This window comes from Kiloniella laminariae DSM 19542, from assembly GCF_000374005.1.
GTDB classification, from domain to species: Bacteria; Pseudomonadota; Alphaproteobacteria; order Kiloniellales; family Kiloniellaceae; genus Kiloniella; species Kiloniella laminariae.
The window spans coordinates 152,379-173,394 of record NZ_KB893166.1 but is presented as its reverse complement, the minus strand read 5'-3'; the positions used below and the strand labels follow the sequence as shown (position 1 = coordinate 173,394).

General features: G+C 52.5%; 17 protein-coding genes. 5 read left to right on the top strand and 12 right to left on the bottom strand.

Features of this window, described 5'->3' with window-relative positions:
* Window positions 1-253: 253 nt before the first annotated feature.
* Entirely contained in the window at window positions 254-1,351 is a 1,098-nt protein-coding gene (locus tag B152_RS0115825) for an ABC transporter substrate-binding protein (RefSeq protein WP_020593407.1), read from the bottom strand.
* 188 nt (window positions 1,352-1,539) lie between these two features.
* Between B152_RS0115825 and B152_RS0115820 the strand changes: the two genes are divergently transcribed.
* Window positions 1,540-2,202, top strand: coding sequence for a response regulator (locus B152_RS0115820; protein WP_020593406.1), 663 nt, complete (start codon window positions 1,540-1,542; stop codon window positions 2,200-2,202).
* Window positions 2,202-3,587: a sensor histidine kinase gene (locus B152_RS24075; RefSeq protein WP_020593405.1), complete on the top strand. Its 1,386-nt coding sequence runs from the start codon at window positions 2,202-2,204 to the stop codon at window positions 3,585-3,587. Before B152_RS0115820 ends, B152_RS24075 begins: the two co-directional genes overlap by 1 nt.
* On the opposite strand, the gene B152_RS0115810 is transcribed toward B152_RS24075, so the two are convergent.
* Complete coding sequence (locus B152_RS0115810) at window positions 3,578-4,480, bottom strand: LysR family transcriptional regulator (protein WP_026261622.1); 903 nt, start codon at window positions 4,478-4,480, stop codon at window positions 3,578-3,580. The genes B152_RS24075 and B152_RS0115810 overlap by 10 nt on opposite strands.
* A 107-nt stretch (window positions 4,481-4,587) precedes the next feature.
* Between B152_RS0115810 and B152_RS0115805 the strand changes: the two genes are divergently transcribed.
* Entirely contained in the window at window positions 4,588-5,910 is a 1,323-nt protein-coding gene (locus B152_RS0115805) for a serine hydroxymethyltransferase (RefSeq protein WP_020593403.1), read from the top strand.
* Window positions 5,911-5,970: 60 nt separating this feature from the next.
* Here the strand turns inward: B152_RS0115805 and iolB are convergent, their stop codons facing one another.
* Genes iolB through B152_RS0115785 form a run of 4 tightly spaced genes read right to left on the bottom strand, consistent with a single transcriptional unit; the run spans window position 5,971 to window position 11,515 of the window.
* Entirely contained in the window at window positions 5,971-6,777 is an 807-nt protein-coding gene (gene iolB, locus B152_RS0115800) for a 5-deoxy-glucuronate isomerase (protein ID WP_020593402.1), read from the bottom strand.
* A gap of 20 nt (window positions 6,778-6,797) precedes the next feature.
* A complete protein-coding gene (iolE, locus tag B152_RS0115795) occupies window positions 6,798-7,694 on the bottom strand; it encodes a myo-inosose-2 dehydratase (RefSeq protein ID WP_020593401.1) in 897 nt (298 codons plus the stop codon).
* Between the two features lie 5 nt (window positions 7,695-7,699).
* Window positions 7,700-9,547, bottom strand: coding sequence for a 3D-(3,5/4)-trihydroxycyclohexane-1,2-dione acylhydrolase (decyclizing) (gene iolD, locus B152_RS0115790; protein ID WP_026261621.1), 1,848 nt, complete (start codon window positions 9,545-9,547; stop codon window positions 7,700-7,702).
* Window positions 9,548-9,595: 48 nt separating this feature from the next.
* Window positions 9,596-11,515 (bottom strand): bifunctional 5-dehydro-2-deoxygluconokinase/5-dehydro-2-deoxyphosphogluconate aldolase, encoded by a 1,920-nt coding sequence (locus B152_RS0115785; RefSeq protein WP_020593399.1) that lies wholly within the window; start codon window positions 11,513-11,515, stop codon window positions 9,596-9,598.
* A 173-nt stretch (window positions 11,516-11,688) separates the two neighbouring features.
* On the opposite strand from B152_RS0115785, the gene iolG reads away from it, so the two are divergent.
* Window positions 11,689-12,678, top strand: coding sequence for an inositol 2-dehydrogenase (gene iolG / locus B152_RS0115780; RefSeq protein WP_342664250.1), 990 nt, complete (start codon window positions 11,689-11,691; stop codon window positions 12,676-12,678).
* Between the two features lie 74 nt (window positions 12,679-12,752).
* Here the strand turns inward: iolG and B152_RS0115775 are convergent, their stop codons facing one another.
* From B152_RS0115775 to B152_RS24070, 6 genes are all read right to left on the bottom strand, one after another.
* Window positions 12,753-13,007 carry a GlsB/YeaQ/YmgE family stress response membrane protein gene (locus tag B152_RS0115775; RefSeq protein ID WP_020593397.1) on the bottom strand — a complete coding sequence of 85 codons (255 nt, stop codon included), beginning with the start codon at window positions 13,005-13,007 and terminating at the stop codon, window positions 12,753-12,755.
* 106 nt (window positions 13,008-13,113) lie between these two features.
* Window positions 13,114-13,926, bottom strand: coding sequence for an inositol monophosphatase family protein (locus B152_RS0115770; protein ID WP_020593396.1), 813 nt, complete (start codon window positions 13,924-13,926; stop codon window positions 13,114-13,116).
* A gap of 24 nt (window positions 13,927-13,950) precedes the next feature.
* Entirely contained in the window at window positions 13,951-15,024 is a 1,074-nt protein-coding gene (locus tag B152_RS0115765) for an ABC transporter ATP-binding protein (RefSeq protein WP_020593395.1), read from the bottom strand.
* Window positions 15,021-17,240, bottom strand: a complete 2,220-nt coding sequence (locus tag B152_RS0115760) for an ABC transporter permease (protein ID WP_026261619.1) — start codon at window positions 17,238-17,240, stop codon at window positions 15,021-15,023. Before B152_RS0115760 ends, B152_RS0115765 begins: the two co-directional genes overlap by 4 nt.
* 35 nt (window positions 17,241-17,275) lie before the next feature.
* Complete coding sequence (locus B152_RS0115755) at window positions 17,276-18,307, bottom strand: ABC transporter substrate-binding protein (RefSeq protein ID WP_020593393.1); 1,032 nt, start codon at window positions 18,305-18,307, stop codon at window positions 17,276-17,278.
* 224 nt (window positions 18,308-18,531) lie between these two features.
* A complete protein-coding gene (locus tag B152_RS24070; protein ID WP_020593392.1) occupies window positions 18,532-19,578 on the bottom strand; it encodes a LacI family DNA-binding transcriptional regulator in 1,047 nt (348 codons plus the stop codon).
* A gap of 306 nt (window positions 19,579-19,884) precedes the next feature.
* On the opposite strand from B152_RS24070, the gene B152_RS0115745 reads away from it, so the two are divergent.
* Entirely contained in the window at window positions 19,885-20,904 is a 1,020-nt protein-coding gene (locus B152_RS0115745) for a LacI family DNA-binding transcriptional regulator (protein ID WP_020593391.1), read from the top strand.
* The last annotated feature ends 112 nt before the right edge of the window (window positions 20,905-21,016 follow it).

Sequence of the window (21,016 nt, the reverse complement as noted above, 5' to 3'; positions counted from 1 at the left end):
CGTCAGACCGCCGGAATATGATTCCAGCCGTAGAGGCAGTTGTTACCGGGGAGTTCCCTTCCCGGTCTATGTGCATTCCTCCCGGACCGCTTTATTGTTTTTTTAAGCGCGGCCTGCAATCCATTACGATTATATTACAGTTGGAAGCTGTCACCTTCCTGTCGTGGTTAGAATTCTTTTTCATGAAGGGTGATTTGGGGGGGGGGAATCGGGATAATATGTTGTTTGGTAATGCTATTATTTTTGAGGGAAATTAATTCCCTCGTAATGTACTGTTCCACTTTCTGATAATGCGCCCCCGTTTGGCCTGGTCGAGATACACCAGTAATCCGGGGCCGACCTTGATCGGAATCATATTGTTGCGCGAGGTATCACTGAGGCTCATCTGCCCGAGAGGGAGGTTAATATCCGGGTGAATTGCGTTGAGTTTTGCAGTTTCCACCATCACTGACTGACCATGTTCAGAGAGGAGATAATCAAGAAAAACCACCCCGAGTGCAGGAGCTCTGGCTGTCTTGGGGACAAGGGCAATGCGCGAGAAAACCACGGTATAGTCTTCTGGCAGGAGAATGCCGAGCTCTGGTGAACTTTCCATCCGCGAGAGAGCATAGGAGCCCAGAACGTTATAGCCGAGGACAAATTTTCCGCTGCTGACGTTTTCGATAATTGCAGAACTGCTGCTATAGAGCTTCACTCCATTGAGCCCCATGGCTCTGACCAGATCCCAGGTTGCACTATATTTTTCTGCGTCTACAGCCAAAAAAAGATACCCCAGACCACTGCGCTCAATGTCATAGGTGGCGATACGGCCAAAGATGTCAGCAGGGCGTTTCTCAAGAAAATTCAATAACTCGGTCCGGTTTTTCGGCAGAGGGTGCTGGTTGAAATATTGCTTGTTGTAGATGATAACCGAGGGCTCAAAGGTGACACCAAAAGCCTCGTTCCGCCAGACGGACCAGGTGGGCATGTTCTGGGCTGAAGAAAGTTCGACGGGCTGGGCAAAGCCGTCGTTGGCCAGTTTCATTTGCAAGTCCATTGCTGAAGATATGGCCAGGTCCGCGGTTTGTTGTCCGCTGCTGCTCTCGTCCTGTATGCGTTCATAAAGTTCCAGTGACTGGAGTTCATGATAGATGACCGAAATACCGGGCAGGGTTGTCTGAAAGTCTTCGATCACCCCTTGAAAAACATCAACATCAGTCGAACTGTAGATAACAACTTCGGCCGGGGGAGAGGTTGTATCCGTGGCTCCTTGTTTTGGTGCGGGGAATGAAAATACCTTGGCGCTGATCTCTTTGGTGTGTGAGAAAGCAGCCATAATCAGGAGTATAGAAAAAATCCCGAGGTATTTCATATCTGTTCCTGTAGTGAGGGATGTCCGCAAGTAACCGAAAACGATCCTGTTTTCTTCATGACGACTTAACAGAATAGTTTGATCGGGAAAGCTGTCGTTTACCTGTCATAGCAGATTTATTTACCAAGAGCTTGATTTTTAAAACTGGTGACTTTCCAAATGGCCCGGGACAGCGCTAAGCTCTGTGCATGAGAATACTGGTTGTTGAAGATAACTCTGCCCTGGCGGATGGTATTTCGAGTGCGCTCCGGCGCATGGAGATGGCTGTTGATGTTGTAGGTGACGGCTGCGAAGCGGATCATATTTTACGTACCCAGGAATTTGACCTCGTCGTGATGGATCTCAATTTGCCAGGCTATGACGGGCTGGAAGTCCTCAGGCGATACAGGCTGGACGGGGGGCGAGGGCAGGTCCTGATTTTGACTGCCAGAGATGAGTTGCAGGATCGGGTCAAAGGACTTGACCTCGGGGCTGATGATTATCTGACCAAACCCTTTGAACTGAGCGAGTTTGAAGCAAGGGTGCGGGCCCTTCTTCGACGGCATAGCGGTATGAAATCACCGGAAATCAAGGTCGGGGAGCTGGTTTTCGACAGTGTTTCGCGCCGGGTTTTACTCAAGGGGGAGGCGCTGGATATTCCCCGGCGGGAATTCTGTCTGCTGGAACTGATGATCAGTCGGGTTGGACAGGTGATCAGCAAGGAACAGATTGCCGACGGCTTGGCCAATTTTGATGATGATATCAGTCCGAATGCAATAGAGCTTTATATCAGTCGCCTGCGAAAACGTCTTGCACCGGCAGGCGTGGAAATCAAAACAGTCCGGGGGCTGGGCTATCTGATGGAAAAATAATGAGCTGGCAGCGAAAATCCCTTCGGCGACGTCTTCTGCTTTGGCTTTTGGGGGCTCTGGCTCTGATCAGTACCCTGATGTTGCTTGATGTCCGCGCCAGTGCGCATAAAGCTGCGAATAAAGCTTATGACAGGGTCTTGTTAGGCTCGGCACTCGCTATTGCCGAAAGGGTTGTGATTGTTGGTGATGAGCTGGAGGTTGATGTACCTTACGTTGCACTGGAAATGTTGACTTCTGCGGCGCAGGACAGGGTATTTTATCAGGTCAGCGGTCCGGGTAATACCTTTATCACAGGGTATAATGACCTGCCTCCTTTGCCCGGGGATGCGGATCTCTCTTCAGAGGCACCGGTTTTTTTTGATGCGCTTTATCGCGGCGATAAAATCCGCGTAGGTGTGCTTTCCCGGCATCTTTCCAGCCCAAGATTGTCGGCCCGTTACAGGGTTATGGTTGCGGAAACACTTGAGGCCCGTAATCTTCTGATCCGGGAAATGGTGACTGGTGCTCTGATTCGACAGATTATTATGATACTGGTTGCGGGGATTGTGCTCTGGATAGGTATCAGTTGGGGACTGAAACCCTTGCAACGTCTTGAGGCAGCATTAAATCGCAGGACACCGCATGACCTGAGACCTATTGAGCATGAAGTGCCTCGTGAAGTGAGACATCTGATCGAAGCGATCAATGATCTGATGCACCGGCTTGGGGCCAGTCTTGATGCGATGCAGCGCTTTACCTCGAATGCGGCACATCAGCTGCGAACGCCGCTGGCAGCGATCCAGACCCAGGCGGAACTGGCGATTGACGAAACGGAACCGGATGAACGGCGTAAACGGCTGGAGCATCTCAGCCGCAGCACAAAACAAACTTCTCGGCTGGTGAACCAGCTGCTCAGTCTGGCACGAGCCCATCAGGGAAAACAGAATTTTCTCGACAGCGAAATTGATCTGAACGAACTGAGTAAAGAGGTGACAACAGGTCTGGTACCCCAGGCCGTAAGCCTGAACATAGATTTGGGATTTGAAGGTCTGGAAGCTGCCTGTAAAATCAGAGGCAATCAAGATCTGGTGATGGAGGCTTTGAAAAACCTGCTTGATAATGCCTTGCGCTATTGCCCTCCGGGAACAGCTGTGACTGTCCGACTGGAAAAGCTCGATAAAGCGGTCCTGCTGGTGGTCGAGGATAATGGAGCGGGTATTCCTGAAGGGGAGCGGAACCGGGTTTTTGAGCGTTTCTATCGTTCCCCGGGGCAGGACGATGAAGGCTGTGGCCTTGGCTTGCCCATCGTAAAAGAGATCATGGAGCAGCATGGCGGGCAGGTGGAGTGTGTGGGTCGGGAACAGGGACAGGGTGCAAGTTTCCGTCTTCTTTTTCCTCAGGCCTGAGAAATGACCCGGTTTAAGGCGAGAAGTACTTCCAGCACCCTTTTCAAAGCCAGGTTCTTTTCTGCCGGTTTGGCGATCCTGATCATGAGCGAACGTTTAAGGGGCAGTTTATCCGGGAAGGGGGCGACAAGTTCGCCTAGATCCAACAAGCGGCGAACCAGAGGTTCGTGTCCGATCAGGACACCTGCGCCATTGCGGGTTTCTTCGAGAGCCAGACTGTAAAGTGAAAAGACTGGCCCTTCACTTTTGATTCTCTGATCGGGAGATTTGGATTTGATCCAGTTTCCCCAGTCTTCAGACCAGCTGGCGTCGTGGATTAGAGGGAGGTTCATAAGGTCGGTTGGGTTTTTTAACTCTCGAGACAACTCAGCTGTACAAACCGGAAAGATACTGTCCTGGCATATCTCGATCCCTTTTGGGGTAACGGGATGATCTTCAAAAAATATGCTGAGATCATATGGTTCACGAAGCAGATTGGGTGCTGTCTCCATCGCCGTGATCGAGACGGTGATGTCTGCGATTTCCTGCCTGATCGCGGGCAGTCGGGGAGAAAGCCAGAGCTGGGCAACCGACGGCAAAGCAGCAATGCGGATATGTTTCGGGGCCGCGCGCAGTCTGAGGTTCTGGATGGCTTCTCCCAGACAGTCAAAGGCATTTGTAAAGTCGTCAATAACAGCTGCCCCAAGCGAAGTGAGTCGTACGCCTTGAGACTGGCGGACAAACAGGTCTGCTCCAGCCCAGGCCTCCAGTGATTTGATATGCTGAGCTATGGCGCCGGGGGTGACACAAAGTTCTTCCGCGGCTGCTGAAAAGCCGTTTAGTCTGGCTGCGGCTTCGAAAGCACGCAAAGCATTTAGAGGAGGGCCCTTGGGGCGAGGAGGAGATACGGTCATTTAGGGAGCCATAGTTTTTCTAGGCCTAATAAATAGCAAATCTGGTTTGCCAGTACCAGTGGCTCCTGCAATATTTTGGGGGAAACAATCTTTATCGGGAGATTATCATGACCTCACTGTCTTCACGTCCCTGGGTGCCCAAGCTCTGCGAAACCTATATTCAGGATCTGGCAGAGCAAACCTCACGTTCTGCTTCAGATACACTGACCAACCGGATTGATGAACTGGTCGAGCAGAACCGGGTCATTCATGAGGAGGAGTGTTTCAATCTCAATCCTGCTACCAACGTAATGAACCCCAAAGCCGAGGCTGTACTGGCGCAGGGATTATCGTCTCGTCCGTCGCTGGGCTATCCCGGCGATAAATATGAGATGGGTCTTGAGGCCCTTGAGAAAATCGAGGTGATTGCCGCGGAACTCAGTGCCGAGATCTTTCAGGCGCGCTATGCAGAAATTCGGGTTGGTTCTGGTGCTCTGGCCAATCTCTATGGTTTTATGGCGACCTGTCAGCCTGGAGACAGCATTATCGCTCCTCCTGGATCGATTGGCGGGCATGTGACCCATCATCAGGCGGGTTGTGCCGGACTATATGGGCTGAAGAGCCACCCGGCACCGGTTGATCCGGATGGGTACAGCGTCGATATTGATGCCTTGCGAAAGCTGGCCCATGAAGTGAAACCCAAACTGATTACAATCGGGGGCAGTCTCAATCTTTTTGCCCATCCCGTGAGCAAGGTGCGTGAAATAGCAGACGAAGTCGGGGCCAAGGTTCTGTTCGATGCGGCCCACCAATGCGGCATCATTGCAGGAAAGGCCTGGAAAAATCCGTTGGCTGAAGGCGCGCATCTTATGACGATGAGCACTTACAAGAGTTTGGCTGGACCCGCGGGTGGACTGATCGTTTCCAGCGATGCCGGGATCGCGGAGCGGCTGGATGCGATTGCCTTTCCCGGGATGACGGCAAATTTTGATGCGGGGAAATCGGCGGCATTGGCTTTGACCCTGCTGGACTGGCGTGATCACGGGGCTGACTATGCGCGTACAATGATCGAGGTTGCCCAGTCTTTTGCTGGTTGTCTCTCCGCAGCTGGGGTTCCTGTCTTTGCCAGGGAAAGGGGCTTTACGACATCACATCAGTTCGCCATTGAGGCTGCCAAATATGGCGGCGGTCAAGCGGCATCGAAAAAACTGCGCAAGGCTGGGTTCCTAGCCTGTGGCATCGGCCTGCCGGTTCCTGCTGTCGAGGGAGATATGAACGGTTTACGTATCGGGACCCCGGAACTGGTGCGCTGGGGTGTCGGTAAGGCGGATGTGGAAGGGATTGCCGCTCTGGTTGCTCAAGCCCTAAAGAGCGATAAGCCAGAAACGCTGTTGCCTGAAGTTTCGGCGTTGCGAGCAACGTTTGACCAGCTGCACTTTATCCGAAACTGAATAAAAAAAACAGGCAAGCTGAGTTTCCATGGCTTGCCTGTTTCGTTCAGGAGGGTGTGGTTATTTTAACATCCATTCATGGGCGGGATCGTTATGAAATTTCCAGACCCGTTTTGGTCCTGCCATGACATTCAGGTAATAGAGATCGTAGCCATGCGGGGCACCGCAGGGGTGATAGCCTTCGGGCACCAAAACGACATTACCGTCTTCCACAGCGAGGGTTTCATCAAGGGAGCGGTCATCGGTGTAGACCCGCTGGAAAGCAAACCCTTGTGAGGGATTAATCCGGTGGTAGTAGGTTTCTTCCAGCAGGGATTCATCCGGGAGTGCATCACGGTCGTGTTTGTGTGGCGGGTAGGAGGACCAATGTCCCCCGGGAGTGATGACCTCGACAACCAGCAGGCTTTCGGCTGGGTCGGTTTCCGGCAGGATATTGGCGACATGGCGCACGTTGGTACCAACGCCGCGTTTCTCCATTCCGGCTTGTTCCGGGCTTATGATTCTTGCCGGGAGTTTGTCCTTGCCTGAGTTACCGGGAGCGGAACAGACAGCCAGCTCGACAGCGGTTTGTCCGCTAACCTGCCAGGAAGACCCGGCAGGAACATAGACCGACCAGGGCTTGCCTTCGAAAGGAGACATGCGTTCACCGACAAGGCCAAAATCCTGATCATCAACTCTGACCTGGCCCTTGCCTGAGACGAACACCAGACAAACTTCACGCTCGCCGGTTTCACCTGTTACAATCTGATTGTTTTCCAGCTTGTGCAGGTCAAAGCCTACGTAGGTCCAGCCTGCATTTTCAGGGGTGATGTTGAGGACACGACCACTTGCGTCAGGAGCAGAAGGTTTTACCAGAAGCTTGCTCATAATATTTCCCTGTCTTTATCTCAGGCCGGAGATTCGATGAGACCAGCTTCTCTCAGATAACGCGAGAGGTTGCTATAGCCAAGTTTTGCGAACTCGAGGGCGCTGATTTTATCCGAGTACTGCTCCGCTTCGACAATGACCCAGCCACTGTAGCCCGGAAGTTCTTTGAGTACAGAAACAAAATCGATCATGCCATCGCCGGGGACAGTATAGACACCAGCGATAACTGCCTTGAGGAAACTGAGATCTTCGACCGCAGCTTTTGCCATAACGTCCTTGCGTACATCCTTGCTGTGGACATGGCTGATCCGGTTGCGATAGCGCCGGGCAAGGTCTGCCGGATCTGCTCCACCCCAGGTCGCATGCCCGGCATCGAGCAGCAGATGAACTGATGGTCCAGTACAGGCCATGAAGGCATCAATGTCTTTCGCAGACTGTACAATGGTCCCCATATGATGGTGGTAAACCAGACGGACACCTTCAGCCAGTGTGGCATCGGCAACCTCGGTAATCTTCCGGCCAAACTCGGCCCAGTCTTCATCTGCCATAACAGGGCGCTGTGACAAAGGTTTGTCGATATCACCGTGGATCGCATTGGAAGTTTCGGCAAAGACCAGTACGTTGGAACCACAGGCCTTGAGAAGGTCGAGGTGGGAGCGGAGGTTGGCAAGTTCTTCCGGGACTGAACGGACCAGAAGTTCAGACGAATACCAGCCGGAAACCAGGACCTGGCCATGGGCTGAGAGAACCTGTTTCAGGGCGGAGGCTTCACGCGGGAACTTGTTACCAAGTTCCATGCCGACAAAACCGGCCGCTTGGGCTTCGCTCAGGCATTGTTCCAGGGAGATATGCCCCCCCAGTTCAGTCATGTCATCATTTGACCAGCCAATAGGATTGGCACCGATACGAATGGTCATGCGGGTTAATCTCCGATACGTTGTTTCTTGAGCGCGGTGAGGTAATTCTCACGCGCTGATATGACTTCCTTGCGAACCGACACCTCAGGCACCGCAACATCCCACCAGCATCCGCCCTCTGCTGTCGAGATCAGCGGGTCTGTGTCAATGACGATGACGCTGGTGCGGCAGCTGGCCCGGGATTTGGCAAGTGCCTCTTCCAGTTCTGCGATAGCGGATACTTTTGTTGCTTCAGCTCCCATGCTTTGTGCATGGGCCCGGAAGTCGATGTCAGGCAGGGATTGATGGCGGGTGTGTTGCAACAGATTGTTAAATGATTCACCACCGGTGCCTTGCTGCAGGCGATTGATACAGCCGTACCCCCGGTTGTCGAGCAGGACAATGGTCAGCGGTAGATCGAGCAAAATCGACGTCGCAATTTCCGAATTCATCATGAGATAGGAACCATCGCCGACCATCACGATCACCTCCCGATCGGGAGCTGCCATCTTGACTCCAAGCCCTCCGGCGATTTCGTAACCCATACAGGAATAACCGTACTCGACGTGATAGCCCCCCGGTTTCCCGGCCTGCCAGAGTTTATGAAGTTCACCGGGCAAACCGCCTGCGGCACAGACGACAATACTGTCTTCTGTACTGTGACGCTGAACCGCGCCGATCACCTGTGCATCACTGGGAAAGGGACTGTCACTTGTTGCAGTAACTCTGTCAGCGGCAAGTTGCCATTGTTTGAAACTCGTGGCGGCCTGCAGGGTCCAGTCGGACGGAGCAGACCAGTCGGCGAGTTTCTGGTCGAGCAGTTCAAGGGTGACAGCGGCATCGCCGACAACAGGCAGGGATCGATGCTTGGTGGCATCGAAAGCCTGTATGTTGATACCAACAAACTTGCGGTCAGGGTTTTGGAACAGGGACCAGGAGCCGGTGGTGAAATCCTGCAGTCGGGTGCCGACGGCCAAAATCAGATCAGCCTCTTGGGCCAGCGCATTGGCGGCTGAAGTTCCGGTTACACCGATAGCGCCCATAGTCAGGGGATGATCATGCGGGAGGGCAGACTTGCCAGCTTGGGTTTCGGCGACGGGGACGGCATGTCTTTCAGCAAAGCTGCGGAGTTGTTCTGTTGCCTGGGCGTAGTGTACTCCGCCCCCGGCAATGATTATCGGCTTTTTTGCTGCTTTGAGAGCCGTCAGAGCTTCATCAAGTTCACGCAGATCGGGCAGAGGCTGGCGGATACGCCAGATTTTTTCAGCAAAGAAACTCTCGGGATAATCATAGGCCTCTGCCTGGGTGTCCTGACAAAGAGCCAAGGTTACCGGGCCACATTCTGCAGGATCGGTCAAAACGTTCATCGCCCGATTCAGGGCAGGGATGATCTGCTCCGGTTTTGTAATCCTGTCGAAATAACGCGAGACAGGCTTAAAGCAATCATTGGCGGAAACGGTGCCATCAGCAAAATTTTCGATCTGTTGCAGCACAGGATCGGGGTTGCGATTGGCAAAGACATCTCCCGGTAAAAGAAGAACCGGGAGGCGGTTGACATGGGCGAGTGCTGCGGCAGTAACCATGTTGGTGGCGCCGGGGCCGATAGACGTTGTACAGGCCATCATCCGGCGGCGGTTTGAAGCCTTGGCAAAGGCGATGGCAGCGTGGGCCATTCCTTGTTCGTTGTGCGCCCGATAGGTGGGAAGCGCTTCCTGAACGTGATAGAGAGCTTCCCCCAGTCCGGCGACATTCCCGTGGCCAAAAATCGCCCAGACACCACCAAATATCGGTAATATCTCGCCGTTTATCTCGGTCTTCTGGACGGAAAGGAACCGCGCCAGAGCCTGTGCCATAGTTAGTCTGATTGTCTTCATGTCTTTAACTTTCAACCTGTCCGACGAAGAATGCGTCGGGATCTCAAATTATTTTTTGTCACTGCTATTGCATACTTCTAGCCAGGCATCGGTCAAGCGGCGAAAGCGGTTTTCCATATCGTTGATGGCTTCTTCATCGCTGATTTCACCTTTTAGCCAAGCCTCTGCCGCCTGGGCAAAGATTGTCCGACCAACGGCAAAGCCCTTGACCCAAGTCGAAGAAATCGCCGAGGCAAAAGCAGCCTTTAATTCTTCTTCAGGCGCTTCAAGGCCAAGAAGAACAATCCCGCGGCAATAGCGATCATTTTCTGCAATGACGGCACCGATGTTTTGCCAGGCTGTCTTGCTGGTCTGCGGTTCCAGTTTCCACCAGTCTGGCTTGATGCCCAGATCATAGAAGCGGCGCATGGCTATGGGGATTGTATCATCCTTCAACGCGCCATGTTTCCCGGCGATGATTTCAATCAGCAGCTCCCGCCCAACCCTTCTGGCTGCTTCGTATAGCCGCAAAAGGGACTGCTCTTGCTGTTCACGAAGATCGGCAGGGTCATTCGGGTGATAGAAACAGAGACACTTGATGACATGATTGACTGGCCACTCACTCAGATGTGATCCGAGATCTCTGATCTGGTCAAAGTCGAGCGGGCGTGAACCCGGCAGTTCAACCGGACGCCCAATCCAGAGAGGATGCTTGGCAGCGTCGTATAGCGCCTTGGTGCCATAGGTACTGTCGAGCAACATGCCATAGTCGGGGCGTCCGTCAGCAACACGGGCTGCCGCACGGACGGCCAGTTGTTTTATCTCGGAAATCTTGTCTGGGGAGGCGCCAGCGCGTTCGGCCATTTCTTCAAGCTGGGAACGGTGGTCAATGGCAAAGGCCATCAACATTTTGTCAGCTGGTCGGCGTGTTGTCGCCCAGTGGACGTGATTGATCTCTGTGTCTTTGCGTAGAGCTTTATGTTTGCTGCCATTATTCAGGAAATACTGGAGTTCGTCCCAGGTTGGTATTTCGGGGGAGCAGAGCAAACGGGAAACGGCAAAGGCACCACAGGCATTGGCCCATTGGGCACAGGTCTCATAGGGTTCGTCGCGCAACCAGCCGCGCAGGAAACCTGACATAAAGGAGTCACCCGCACCGAGCACATTATAGACTTCAACCGGAAAACCGGGACCTGTGATGCCTTTGTCGAGATTGTCGGGAATAGTCGCTGGGAATACCACACAGCCCATGGGACCACGTTTAAGAACAATGACTGCTTCACTGAGAGAGCGAATGCGTGACAACGCCTCCAGAGTATTCTCAGACCCTCCGGCGATATGGACTTCTTCCTCGGTCCCAACGATCAGATCACAATCAGGCAAGATGGACTGAAGGTGTTCTGTCACCTTGTCTGAACGGATATAACGTTCTTCTCCGGCCTCATGTCCTGCCAGCCCCCAGAGATTAGGGCGGTAGTCGATATCAAGAATAACCTTGCTTCCTTGTGTTTTGGCAAGGGAGATCGCTTTTTTACTGGCTGCGGCAACTGTTGCTGTCGAGAGATGGGTGCCGCTGATCAGGACAGAACGGGCCCGTTTGATGTAATCGGGTGCGATGTCTGTTTCGCAAAGCGCCATATCAGCACAGTTTTCGCGGTAGAATATCAAGGGAAATGTCTCGTCGTCCCGTACACCAAGCAGAACAAGCGCAGTCAGGCGCTCGGGATCTGTTGTGATCCCCTCCACTGCGACGCCTTCACGTTGCATCTGTTCGCGAATGTAGCGCCCCATCTGTTCATCACCTACGCGGCTGATAAATCCGGACTTTAATCCAAGCCGGGAGGTGCCGATGGCAATGTTGGCCGGGCAACCGCCTACTGATTTGGCGAAACTTGCCATGTCTTCAAGTCGTCCGCCTATCTGTTGGCCATAAAGATCGACAGAGGCGCGGCCGATGGTGATTACATCCAGATCATGTTTATTCGTCATATCCCTGTCTTGGCTTTCCCGGTTCTTGGCTTCAGGGTGGCTTCTCGACACAGTGTAATGTGGAGAAGAGGAATCGGAGAAGAGTATGTTCCCGCGAAATCTTTCGTCTTGTTAATATGAAACACATATTCTATATTTAAGTCAATTCAGAATATATATTCTTTTTGGAGGTTGTGTTGATTGGTTTTGGATTGATCGGGGCAGGCCGTATTGGCCAGCTCCATGCCGAGAATATTATGGCAAACCCTCGGGCGAGACTTGTGACGGTGTCGGATGTGTTTGCGGATGCAGCACAGACTTTAGCCGACAAGACAGCTGCGGTGGTTGCTTCGGTTGAGGAAATGCTTGCACGTGAGGATGTCCAGGCAGTTTTTGTTGCCTCTTCCACGGATACCCATGCCGGTTTTATCGAAGCGGGGGTGCGGGCTGGAAAGGCGGTTTTCTGTGAAAAACCGGTTGATATGGCCGCCGAGCGTATCCGGGAGTGTCTCAAGGTTGTTGATGCCAGTGGCCAGCCGCTGATGATCGGTTTCAACCGTCGCTTTGATCCCAACTTCTCTGCGTTGCAAAAACGTCTTGCTGCCGGGGAAATCGGGGAGGTGGAGATCGTGACCATCCAGTCTCGCGATCCTGCCCCCCCTCCGGTTTCCTATATTGAACGCTCGGGTGGTCTCTTCCGGGATATGATGATCCACGACCTGGACATGGCGCGCTTTCTTCTTGGAGAGGAACCGGTTTCCGTCTATGCGACAGGTTCTGCACTTGTTGATCCGGAGATTGGTGCAGCAGGTGATGTTGATACTGCGATTGCGGTGCTGAAAACGGCCAGCGGCAAGGTCTGTCAGATTTCCAACTCTCGCCGGGCGACCTATGGCTATGATCAACGGATCGAGGTTCATGGATCAAAGGGCATGCTGCGGGCTGGAAACGTGCATGAAACAACAGTGGAAGTCGCGACGTCAGAAGGTTTCAGGGCTGATCCTGTTCAACACTTTTTCCTGGAGCGCTACAGTGCAGCATATCGGGATGAGTTAAATGCCTTTATCGATGTCGTCGAAGCAAAGAATGCTCCGGCGCCAAGCGGGTATGATGGCCTGATGGCCCAGGTTCTGGCTGATGCAGCGACAGAATCTCTGAAGACTGGTTTACCTGTCGTGCTTTAAGAAACGCAAAACTAAGGGAGAGCAATCTGGTTTGCTCTCCCTTATTCTGTTGTTTAGATGTGAGCACTGGAATTTTACGCGCGTTTGACCAGCTTGATTACAAACAGAAGAATAACCGCACCAATGGTCGAATGAATGATCGCAGCCAGGAAGCCTGACCCAAGGGACAGTCCAAGGGTTGGGAAGATAAATCCGGCAATAAAAGCACCAATCACGCCGACAACAATATTGCCGACCAGGCCAAACCCGAAACCTGATACCAGCTTTCCTGCCAGAAAACCTGCAATGGCTCCAACAAGGAGGAAAATAATAAGGCTCTCAATACCCATGAAGTAACTCCGTCTGTTTTGTTAGGCTGATTTATTCTGAGTAGAACCTTATTATTGTCATTTATAGGCGGAAGAGTCGATTAAATCTGGCAAGGCAAAGTCCTATCTAGGCGGTCAAACCCGTCATCACGCGCAGATCTGCAGCAACCCCGCTGGCAGAAGCAAGGATGGGGTTACCCTTGTTCAGACCATCGTTATCAAGAAAAGGCGAACACCAGCCGCCAGCTTCTCTGATGAGGATAATTCCGGCGAGACAGTCCCAGCCATTAATATGGGGCTCAAAATATCCAATCAGACGGCCTGCTGCGACATAAGACATCATGAGCGCACAGGAACCATTGCGAATGAACATGCCCCCGGATGACAAAAGTTTGTCAAGGAAAGGCAAAAGTTCAGCGGCAGGCACACGGTGGGAAATGCCGACGCCCATAACGCCTTCGGTTACGGATTTTGAGTTCTGACTGTGAACAGGGGCATCGTTCAAATAGGTGCCCTGTCCGGCAAGAGCAGAGAAAAGCTCATCGGTATTGGGATCATAAACCAGACCCGCGGCAATTTTATTGCCTTTCATCAGGGCCACAGAAATACACCAGGGGCGCATGCCTGTCAGGAAACAGGCCGTACCATCAATAGGGTCAATCACCCAGAGAAAATCATTTTTTCCGACTTCCTGGCCGTGTTCTTCCCCCATAAAGCCGTCGTCGGGGAAGAGTTGCCGTGTCATGCCCCGGATAATGGTTTCCACATCCTTGTCGGCAATACTGACAACATCCTGTGGGTCGGCTTTGGTTTCAATGGTCAATTCATCCCGGCGGTTAAAGTAGTCCAGGGCTTTTTCGCCAGCAGCCCGGATAACTTTCCGGGCATGTTCAAAGCGCTGTTCCAGTTCAGGGGTAATGTCATGAGCGTCAAGATACACGCTTTTATTCCTTTATAAAAAATATCAAGAGGCGAGGAGATACATGCCTCTGCTTGCGAAAGTCATGGAGATATCACTGCCCGCGGCAATGGCCCGGTCAATCCGATGATCGACGACAAAGAGTTCACCCAAGCCACTGTCGATGGTGTACTGAATTTGGTTGCCGAGATAGGTGGCATGAATAATGTTCCCCTTTATTCCCGTGAGTTCGGGAGAGGCCTTTTCAAGGATCACGGAATCAGGGCGTATGGCGATTTTGACCGGCCCCACGGATAGTCCCCGGTTAGGTAGATTGCACTGGAGTGAAGCAATGCGTACGGTGGCTTCATTCTGGCTGTGAACATCGACTATTTCGCCTTCGACCAGGTTGGCATCGCCAATGAAATCAGCGATGAAACTGGAGGCAGGTTTTTCATAAAGCTCACGCGGAGTACCTTCCTGGGCAATCACCGAACGGTTCATGACGATAATCCGGTCCGAGACAGCGAGTGCCTCTTCCTGGTCGTGGGTGACATAGACGGCGGTCAGGCCCAGTTTCTGTTGCAGCTCGCGGATTTCTTCGCGGACCTTGCGGCGCAATTTTGCATCCAGATTGGACAGAGGTTCGTCCAGCAGCAGAACCTCGGGTTCAAGCACAAGTGCCCTCGCCACGGCGACACGCTGTTGCTGGCCTCCGGAAAGTTCACTGGGCAGTCGCTGGCCATAACCAGCAAGACCAACCAGCTCAAGGCCTTCTTCAACCCGTTCGCTGGTTTCCTGTTTGCCCAATCCGGAAACACTGAGGCCATAGCCGACGTTTTCAGCGACGCTCATGTGGGGGAAGAGGGCGTAGGACTGAAAAACCATACTGACATCACGGTCGGTAGCGGGCAGGCTGGTGACATCCTTGCCACCAATCAGAACCCGGCCACTGGTTGGATGTTCCAGACCTGCAATCATCCGCAGGGTAGTGGTCTTTCCACAGCCACTTGGTCCGAGCAGAGTAACCAGATGCCCGGGTTCTATAGAAAAGGACACATCGTCGATTGCCGTGACCACCCCATATTTTTTGGTGATATTTTCAAAGACAACAGATCCCGGCCGAAGGTGCAGGCTCATGCTTGTTTCTCCTTGAGAGAATTTGATTTCCCGGACACGGCTTCAAGCCGGTTGTCCCGCCGTAACTTCCGCTCGCCAACGACTTTCTGAACCAGAAATATTGCCAGAAGCATGACGATGATAAGGACGGATGAATAGGCAATAGCAATGCCGTACTGGCCGTTCTCGACCAGACCAATGATATAGGAGGTCGCCATGTTATGGTCGGCGCTGACGAGGAAGATAACGGCACTGACGGAGGTGATGGCCCGGACGAAACTATAGACCAGTGCCGCAATGATAGCTGGGCGCAGCAGGGGAAGAATAACCCGGCGCAAGGTGGTCAGGCTGTTAGCGCCCAGGGTCAGGGAAGCTTCATCGAGGCTTTTGTCCAGCTGGGTCATGGCCGCAATTCCCCCCCGAACACCAACGGGCATGTTACGGAAGATAAAACAGAGTACCAGAATAACGCCGGTTCCCGTCAGTTCAAAAGGGGGAACGTTAAAGGCCAGAATATAGCTCACGCCAATAACAGTGCCCGGAATGGCAAAGCTGAGCATGGTGCCAAATTCGAACAGGTTCTTGCCCCGGAATTTCTGACGAACCAGTAAAAAGCTGGTGAGAAGACCCAGTGCAGCCGTTAGCGGCGCGGCAATAGCCGAAATGGTAATGGTGGTCCAAAAAGAGTCCCAGGCTGTACCTTCCCAATGCAGGCCATGTTCGGCCCAGCCAACAGAAAAAGCATTGCTGTAGTGCTGAAGGGTCAGGCTGTGGTCACGCCCCCAGCTGATGACAAATCCGCCAAACAGGATCATTCCATATATGGCCAAGGTAAAGGCTGCCCAGGGAATGGTGACGCCGAGGCATATGTTGCGCAGTAAGGGGTTCATACCAGCATGCGCCCCAGATTCCGCCTTTCCTGCTACGGTGGTGTAGGATTTTTTGCCGAGCCAGACCCGCTGTGCAAAGAAGGCGCTGAGGGTGAAACAAAGCAGCAGGATTGCGAGAACCGCAGCGCGCCCTTGATCGTTTTGTGCGCCGACAATAGCAAAGAAAATCTCGGTTGAGAGAACTTCATAATTCCCCCCCAGCACCATCGGATTCCCAAAATCTGCCATGCTTTCGATGAAGCCGATCAGGAAGGCATTGGCGAGACCGGGACGCATCAGGGGCAGAGAGACCCGTTTGAAGGTGTTCCAACGGCTGGCACCAAGAGTTTGCGATGCCTCTTCCATTGAGGGGCTGACCCCCTCGACCACGCCGATCAGCACGAGAAAGGCAATGGGGGTAAAGGAGAGTGTCTGGGCCAGCCAGATCCCCGGTAGACCATAGAGCCAACGTCCGGGTTCTATGCCGAGTAGATCCGATGCGAATTGAGTAACTGTTCCTGCGCGGCCAAATAACAAAATCAGAGCAAGGCCGATGACAAAAGGCGGGGTGATAATCGGCAGAACCGTGAGCGTTCTTAAGGATTTTTTCCAGCGAAAATCAGTACGGGTTGCCACCAGGGCAAAGGCAAGGCCCAGCAAGGTGGTGGAAAACCCTGTGGCCAGAGCAAGGAAAAGAGAGTTCCAGGCCACGCCGCAAGAAGCCGTTGTGGTGACGCAGGCAAGCCCCCAGATTTTTCGGGTAAAGAAATTTTCGCCAAAGGCAGCGAGGGCATAGGTGCCGGTTTCGCTGATAAAAGCGGATATAAGGACCTTGCCGACGGGCAGGAAGACGAATGTTGCGACCAGGGCAATAATAATACCGATCGCAGAGGTGACAAAAACATCCCCCCGCAGGCAGCCCGCAGCGGCAAGACCGCTGGTAAAGAGAACAAGAAAAGATGCTGCCGTTAACAGGGCGCCATAGCCCATGCCGTATTGGCGGCTGTCCATCGGGCCAAACAGGTTTTCCAGAAAGGCGTATTCCCAGCCGCCAATCCCGACAATGAAACCCTGTGCCAGAAGATAGGCCAGACCAAAGCCGCCGGACAGGATCAGAACCCGGGCATAATCCGGGTCTGTCTTGGTTCTACGGGTAATAAAAAGGGGGGCCAGAAGAGGAAGCAGCAAAGGGAATAACCACACATTTCCCAAAGCAGCCTGAACCAGAGCCGGTGCATAGTCACTATCCAGCGGATAGCCGTCTATCAACCATTGAAAAGCCCAGAACCCGTCTTCGACCAGATACCACGGCAGGACAGCAAAGCCGACCCAGCCAAGTATCAGCCATGGCAAGAAAGCAGCACGCACGAATTTTCCTCCTTCGGCCCCCATAGTCCCTGCTTTTAGCGGGGCAGGGACTTGATTTCGTCATCCCAGCGCTTCAGCAGACGCTTGCGGGTGTCGCTGGAGCCATAGGTGGCGAAATCATACTCGATCAATTTGATGTCAGTCAGTTTTGGCGCTTCTTCAGGGACGGTGGCGCTGGCGTTGGAGGGAACCTGATAGGCTTCTGCATCCGCAGCCAGGGACTGGATGTCGGCCCGCAAGGCAAATTCGGCAAACTTCTGAGCTGTTTCAGGATTTCTGGCTCCTTTAACGATACTCATGGATCCAACTTCATAGCCGGTGCCTTCGCAAGGAGCGACGACTTTGATCGGGAAGCCTTTTTTGACCTGTTTGACCATGTCGTGCATGAAGGTAATCGCGAGGGTGGTCTCTCCTCTTGCAGCAGCCTTGACAGGAGCAGAACCTGATTTGGTGTACTGGTTGATGTTACCGTGCAGTCCGGCAAGGAATTCAAACCCCTTTTCTTCTCCGAACAACTGAACCACGGTTGCCAAGGCGGTGTAGGCCGTCCCCGAGGAATTCGGGTTGGCCATCTGGATTTCACCTTTGTAGGCAGGGTTGGTCAGATCAGCCCAGCACTTTGGAACGGGCAGACCTTTGGATTTGAGCAATTCTTCGTTATAGCCGATGCCAAGAGCACCAGCGTAGATACCAACGGTTTTATAACTTCCATCTTTTGCCTGGTTTTGAGCCCAGTCGAGCAGAGAACCCAGTTGGGGCGATTTGTATTCAACCGTCAGATCTTCGGCAGCGGCCTGCAGATGAGGATCGCCTGTGCCACCCCACCAGATGTCCACTTTAGGGTTTCGTGATTCTGCCTTGATCTGGGCAAAGATTTCACCCGAGCTTTTGCGGACCATTGAAACATCGACACCGGTTTCTTTTTCAAATGTCGATTCCATCAGATTACACCACTGATCGTCTGCGGCGCAGAGGACTGTGAGTTTTTCTGCCGCCTGTGAAGGAGTGCCGGTCAGCGCGCAAGCTGTGGCAACGGCGATACCGAAAGCAAACTGTTTTGTCTTCATACCCTTGACCTCCCGTTTGGTCGTTTATTCGGATTTTTCCGATTGAGTCTCGATTATATCTTGGCTGTACTGTGATTGTGCACACGTTTGCACAAAAAACTCAAAAAAACTCACACACACAATCGAGCTTTAGATGATGATAGAGAGGTAAAAATAAAAATGAAAGAATAATTTCAAAAATAATTTTTATGGAATTTTATTTCTATCGATGATTCGTAAGTTGTTTATCCCCGGTTCTCGTGCGCTGGTGCTGCAACACTCTGGCGCGTGATGAGCTCGACGGGGATGGAGATGCGCAAGGGATCTGTTGAAGAGGGGATGCCCTGAATACATTTCACCGTTGCCTCAGCTATGGCTGCGGGACATTGGCGCAGTGTTGTTAGTCTGTAGGCGGGTTGTCCTGCCAGGGGGATATCATCAAACCCGATAATTGAGAGGTCCTCAGGAATTCTTAGGCCAAGCTCGTAACGCAGGGCATCCATGAAACCCAGGGCGATATTGTCGTTGGCACAGTAAATCCCGGTTGGCGACAGGTTTCGGTAAAAAGAATTCGGATTGGGGAAAAGATCAAGAGCTGCCTGGAATCCGCCTTTGTAATCGGAACTGCGACAGGAGATGCTCTGTAACGAGATCTCGCCGGAAGCCAGTTTGAGGGCAAGGGCCTGTTCAAAGAATGCACCTCTGGAATTGCCGCTGTAAGTGCTGTTGTTACTGTTGACGAAGCCCAGCCGTCGGTGGCCGGCATCAAGTAAAGTTTTGGCGGCCAGGGTGCTGCCGGTTTTGTTGTCGCAGTTGATCAGATGTGCCGCGTCCAGCTGTCCCGCACGGTTCAGCAAAATAACGGGGACATTGAGGCGAATGAATTCGGCCCCGATAGAGGAGGAGGGGCTTCCCGAAGTGATGATGATGCTGCGAACCTGGTATTGGGCGAGTTTTTTTATGGAAAGCTCAAGCTGTGCCGTGTTGGAAGCGTCCAGCAAAATCGGATAGAGGCCCATTTTTTGCAGTTTTTGGATGAGCTGATTGACCAGAACTACGGCAAAAGGGTCGTGCAAACCCGCAGAAACCAGCCCGACCAAATCGCTTTGACGGGTGATCATGGAGCGTGCAATCTTGTTGACCTGATAGCCGAGCTGATCAGCGATTTCGATCACACGTTCCCGGGTCTTCTTTGAAATACGGCTGTCTGCCTTGAAGCAGCGTGAAACCGTAGATCTGGAAACTCCGGCCATTCTGGCGACATCAGCCGAAGTGATGTTCTTGTGGTTCACTGGATTATTCCTGTCCTGATGGCATGTTCCGGCTCCGGTCATTACTGGGGCTGCAGGATGTGTCCTCTAAATTAAATAATGCGGCTATGCAATCGTTTGCGCAAAGTAAATATTTGTGCAGCTTTGGCGAAGAAGTGTTTTGGTGGTTCGAGGGAGGGAGAAAATATATTTTCTGTTGTCTGCAAGGTCGTTGCCCGGGATTGTTATCGTTTACTGTGTCTATTTTTATTTATCTGTTTTGTTGTGGAACCGATTTCACAAGTGTTAATCTCCTGTTTTTCCGGTTCCTTGGTCAGGTGATTGTTAATGGCGCGTGTAAAGAATGTAATTCGGGTAACTGTTGGTGATGTCGCCGAGCTGGCGGGTGTCTCCAGATCTGCTGTGTCCCGGACTTTTACGCCAGGTGCTCCTGTTTCGGCAGGTACCAGGGAGAGAGTTCTCTCTGCAGCCAAGGAGCTGGGCTATCGGCCAAACGCACTGGCAAGAAGCCTGACCCAGAGTCATACAAATATTGTCGCGATCGTGATGGGAGAGTTTGATAATCCCTTTCAGCCATGGATGTTTGATGCTCTGACCCGACACCTGCACCGCGGAGGGAAAATGCCGATGCTGGTGACAGTTGATTCGACGGGGGATCCAGTTGAGCCGATCTTTCGTGCTCTGGATTTTCGTGTTGATGTTCTGGTGGTTGCTGCTGGGTCATTGCCGGATGAGTCTGTTGCGGCCTGTATAGAATCTGGTGTGCCAGTGATTATGCTGGGGCGGTCGGTAGAGACTGATATCGTGGATGTTGTGCTCTCAGACAATCATATGGCGGGAGCCCAGGCGGCGACCACTTTGATCAACAGCGGTCATCAGAGATTAGCCTATGTCGGCGGAAGCGAGAATCGCCTTGCATCGAAAGAACGGGGAGAGGGATTTGTCCAGGCTCTGAATGGTATGGATTGTCCTCTGTCACAGATGGTCTTCTGCGGGTCTTATAGCTACCAGTCTGGTTATGAAGCGGCTCTTTCCATGCTGACGCTGGATAAAAAAATCGATGGTATTTTCTGTGCCAGTGACTCACTTGCTTTTGGTGTCATGGATGCTGTTCGTGATCATCTGGGGCTCAAAATTCCCCAGGATCTCTCGGTTATGGGCATGGATGATGTGCCGATGTCGGCCTGGCCGGGTTATGGCCTGACCACCATACGCCAACCTGTAAACAAAATTGCTGAATTTGTGCTGGAGCGGATTGATTACTGGTCCGTTCCAGGTGAAAAAAAACCTGTACTTCAGCGCATTCCTACGGAGCTTATTGTCAGGAATTCCGTCCGGTTGGGGTAGCTGTGAGGCGCCGTGAGCTTGAGGGCGGTGGAATATTTGTTATTGCACTATTGACAGGTTCATCACTTCTCTTTCATATTAAATGAAATCGATTTCATAAAATCATAATAAA